The sequence below is a fragment of the Nocardia araoensis NBRC 100135 genome (assembly GCF_000308435.1).
GTDB classification, from domain to species: Bacteria; Actinomycetota; Actinomycetes; order Mycobacteriales; family Mycobacteriaceae; genus Nocardia; species Nocardia araoensis.
Genome location: NZ_BAFR01000151.1, coordinates 1 through 4,387, shown reverse-complemented (window position 1 = coordinate 4,387; position 4,387 = coordinate 1). Strand labels below are relative to the sequence as shown.

The window sequence follows — 4,387 nt, the reverse complement described above, 5'->3', positions numbered from 1 at the left end:
GGTACCTATCCAATGAGGGTAGTTGTCGTGCACCGTGCAGAACATCGGTGACAACGCCGTCACCTCAACCGCCCTGAACCGCCCTCGACAATGGCGCCGGGGACACCGACTAGGGACTCGCCCCCGCGGGTGGACTCCGCACCACCACCACGCAGAAAACCATTCTGATGGCCACTAGTGGTGATCGGCTCCGGACCCCCGACTCTCGCTGCCTGTTGCCGGTGGCGAACAAGGCGGGAAGTCCAACACGTCCCCGCCGGCAAACTGGAGCCGCTCATGTCGATCCGCACCACCATCCCCACCGTGACGCAACGGCTTGTCACGGTCTCGACCGGAGACGGCGTCGCTCTCGCGGTTCGCGAGTACGGTCCGCGCGATGCCGACCTCACCGTCGTCCTCCTGCACGGCCATTGCCTGCGCAGTGAGTCCTGGACCTACGTCCGCGACGCGCTGCTGCGCCGATACCCGGACGCCCGGGTGGTCTGCTACGACCACCGCGGACACGGCGACTCCGCCGCGGCGTCCCGTAAGACCTACAACCTCGCCCAGCTCGGCCGCGACCTGCGCGACGTTCTCGACGCGGTCGCCCCCACCGGACCGGTCGTCCTCGTCGGCCACTCGATGGGCGGCATGACCGTGCTGACCTACGTCGCACAGCACCCGCACGAGATCGGCACTCGCATCGTGGGCGTCGCGCTCCTGGCGAGCGCCGCGAGCGGGCTCGCCGACGCCGGCCTCGGCCAGCTCCTACGTAACCCCGTCGTTTCCGCATTCCAGGTGGCCGTGTGCCGCGCCCCGGGCCTGATGCACCACGCGAAACCTGTGGCCTGCAAACTCTTCGCCCCCGTCATCCGTGCCGCCGAGTTCGGCGATCGCAAGGTCAGTCCGCGGGTGCTGGCGCTGGCCAACGCGATGCGCAACGAGACGCCGATCATCACGATGGCGAGTTTCCTGAGCGAATTCTTGGTCTACGACCGCACCGACGCGCTCGCGGTTCTCTCGCAAATCCCCACGCTGGTGCTGTGCGGCTGCCGCGACCTGCTGACGCCGCCGTCACATTCGGTCGCGATGGCCGCGGCCGTCCAGTATTCCGACCTCGTGATAGTCGAGGGCGCCGGGCACTCGGTGATTCTTGAGCAGCCCGGACAGGTGGCCGACGCCGTTGCACGCCTGATAACGCGCGCGGGCTATCCCGGCCAGGTCGCGGCCGCTGCCCTCGTCCCCTCGTCGCCTAGGGTGAGAAAAGCGTGCATGGCGGGCGATGTGGGCCGGAGAGGTCGTTTGGCCATACCTGATGATGGGATCGTTCCCGTGTCAGTCGAGCGCGTGCCCCGCGGTGGTCAAATGGTCCGGGCAGCTGTTCGTGGTGGCGACGGAGCCAGCCACACGCCGACGTGAGTACCCGGCGGAGGGCTGGGAGCGGGCGAGCACGTCTGTGCGGCGACCCTCAAGGACGAGCTAGCGCGACTGCAGATCCCCACGACGGTGAACCCGCAGCCCACCGGCATCCACTCCCGGCCATTGGAAGTAGAACTGGCCCGCCGGCTCGCGATCGAGCCTTCCACGATCGCGAACGGCCAGCGTGCGTTCAGGCACGCGAAGAGGTCGTGCACCTGGGTGTCGGTCGGATCATTTAGTCTCTGTCCGTTCGCATCAGATGCTTGAAGCTCTTCTAGGCACTCACACGAGCGATAGCAGAGTCCGCGATTCGGAGTAGTACTGGCCTCGACAGTTCGTGGCTGGGCGCGTCTACCATCTACTGATCATAGCTCGGGGCCAGATCGAAAAATCTTCTACTACTTGGACTCGTTGTCAGTCAACCGTTTCGGCCGCCGCAAGAAACCTTGCCGAATGCGCGAGTAGCCGCAGCCGAAACCTGCCAGACACTTACAGCCCGCACCCCGAGGCGCGCAATTGCAGCAGCTACCGCACTGGGGAGGATGATTCCATCCGAGCGCATAGTTCGAGCAAGTCGAAAAGTGCATGTTTGCGCCGCTCCAACTCCTTGTCAAGAATCATTTCCGATACGAACGTCAAGTTACGGTTCGCGATTTGATTGAGCTAGCACGGGTGTTCGATCGCGCGGGTAGGTAGAGGGTTCACACTTTGACACCGGTTCATTCTCATATTTGGCAAATCGTGACTCGTGGTTTCTACTTATGTGCATGTCTAGCGATCCCGGAAATGTCGTCGAGCGGGCCGTCGGTAACAAGTCGGGGAGTAAACGGAATCGATCGGAGGAAAACACCAAAGTCCCGTGGCGGCGCGTCCGGGCGTGGAGGGTTGTTGGCGAGGTCGCCTCGGTGGCGTTGGTATGGATGCTGGTGGCTGGGGTGGCTGCGGCAGCACCGCCGACCTCTGGTCCTGATCTGGGCCCGGCCGGCGGATACCACGCTCCTGCTGAGGACGCCGGTGACGCTTCCCGGCCGGTCATCACCGGCATCGAGCCGATCACCGACCGGTGGCTGCGGGTGTTCGTCCAGTCACCGGCGATGAATCGGAACGTGCAGGTACAGGTTCTGCTGCCTGCTGATCGTGGTGGGCCGCATCCGACGCTGTATCTGCTCGACGGGCGTGGTGCCCCAGAAGACGAGAGCAGTTGGACCGAGCACGGGCATGCGGTGGAGTTCTTCGCCGACAAGAACGTCAACGTGGTCTTGCCAACCGGAGGACCAGCGAACCTTTACACCGACTGGCAACGCCGCGACCCGGTGCTGGGCACCAGCAAGTGGGAGACCTTCCTTACGCGCGAGTTGCCGCCCTTGGTCGACGCACGCTTCGACGGCAATGGCCGCAACGCCATCGAAGGGGTGTCGATGGGCGGCGAGGCGGCGATGATGCTCACCGTCCGCACCCCCGGCATGTACCGGGCAGTGGCCGCGCACAGTGGCTGCTATACCGTGGCTTCCGGTCCCGGTCAGGCGCAGGCTCGCGCCATCGTGGAAACCTACGGCGGCAACCCAGACAACATGTTCGGACCACCGACGGACCCGGACTGGCTCGCTCACGACGTCACGTCCCATGCCGAAGCGTTGCGCGGGACCGCGATCTACCTGTCCAGCGGTAACGGCGTCCCAGGCGAACATGACACCCCGGAGCAGGCCGACCTCGCCGATACCATCACTGTCGGCGGAGTACTGGAAGCGGGCGCGTACGCCTGCGCGGTAGCCCTCAGCGACCAGCTGGCGCGAGCACAGATCCCCGCGACAGTGAACCTACGGCCTACCGGCACCCACTCTTGGCCGTACTGGGCCGAGGAACTGGCCCGATCCTGGCCGACCATCGCCGACGCACTCGGCAACTGACACGAAGAGCCTGCCTGCGTTGTCGCCGCGCATAAGCGCCCAAATTAATGAGCGATTCAAAAGAGGAGAAACCCTTTATGACGATCTCAACATCTCCGCACATCCGGGATCGCACACCCGATGACTCGGCTCGCGGGTCAGCTGGAAGTTGATGCGTGGGTGATTCGTGCGTACGGCAAGCGGACGCAGACTCGAACCGAACATCTGCGGTTGGCGGCGCAGTATCTGGGGTGGCGGCCGGCGAGCGCGATGGAGCTGAAGGAGCTGGACGAGTTCCCGCTGGCGCCAGCGATGGAGCATGATTCGCCGACGCTGCTGTTCCGGCTGGGGTGCGAGTATCGCTGTCCGCCAACGTGATCCGGCTCTGCCCGGACACGGTTGTCCGCCGGGCCGTGCAGTGCCCGCGATCAGGCGTAGCGCGATACCTATGACCGGATATCGCCTGAGCTGATGCACCTCACCCGACGAACCCAGCGAGCTCGACGAAGTCGCCGAACACACCGATCGATTTTGCGCTGGCTGGTTTCCCCGCGGAGCGCAAATACCTTTCGCTGCCGCACCGCCGAGCGACACCTGGGCGCCGCCACCCGCGGATGGAATCGGCACGACCTGAGTCACTCGCGGCTCGCCCACGCCGCGGAGGACGTCGACACCGATACCGACCTGATGAACCTGTCCGGCCACGAGGACCGCCGCGCCCTGCAGCGGTATCTGACACCCAGCATGGACGGCACCCACCGCCGACTCGACGACATCGACGTCCCGCCGCCCCACCTGGACACCCGATGCGGACGAACTCGCCGACCGCCTCACCACGGCCCGCGCCAGCCGCAGTGGCGAGGCGCGAGTGAGGGCAACGGCATTACCAGGATCCTGCAGAGGTTCGGAAGATCTGAAACACCTGACCAGGAGGGGAGCCGAGGGTGTCGCGGACACGCCCAGAGGCGCCGCGGCATCGGCTGTCTCACTACCGTGACTGGGAACTCAACTCCGCCCTCCACACGATCGCGGTCATGCGGGTCGACTATATCTGGGTCAGCACGGTCGACCAGAACACCGTGCGCCAGCTCGACAGGATCGAG

1 protein-coding gene and 2 pseudogenes are annotated in these 4,387 nt (G+C 65.2%); all 3 read left to right on the top strand.

Translation table 11 applies throughout. From position 1 onward, the window contains the following. Positions 1-276: 276 nt before the first annotated feature. Positions 277-1,209 (top strand): annotated as a pseudogene (locus ON21_RS20745) (alpha/beta fold hydrolase); the annotation flags it as partial. A gap of 1,094 nt (positions 1,210-2,303) precedes the next feature. Then, on the top strand, positions 2,304-3,305 hold the full coding sequence (locus tag ON21_RS20740) for an alpha/beta hydrolase (RefSeq protein WP_063821101.1): 1,002 nt from the start codon (positions 2,304-2,306) through the stop codon (positions 3,303-3,305). A gap of 120 nt (positions 3,306-3,425) precedes the next feature. After that, positions 3,426-3,752 (top strand): annotated as a pseudogene (locus tag ON21_RS20735) (DUF4158 domain-containing protein); the annotation flags it as partial. Positions 3,753-4,387 lie beyond the last annotated feature (635 nt).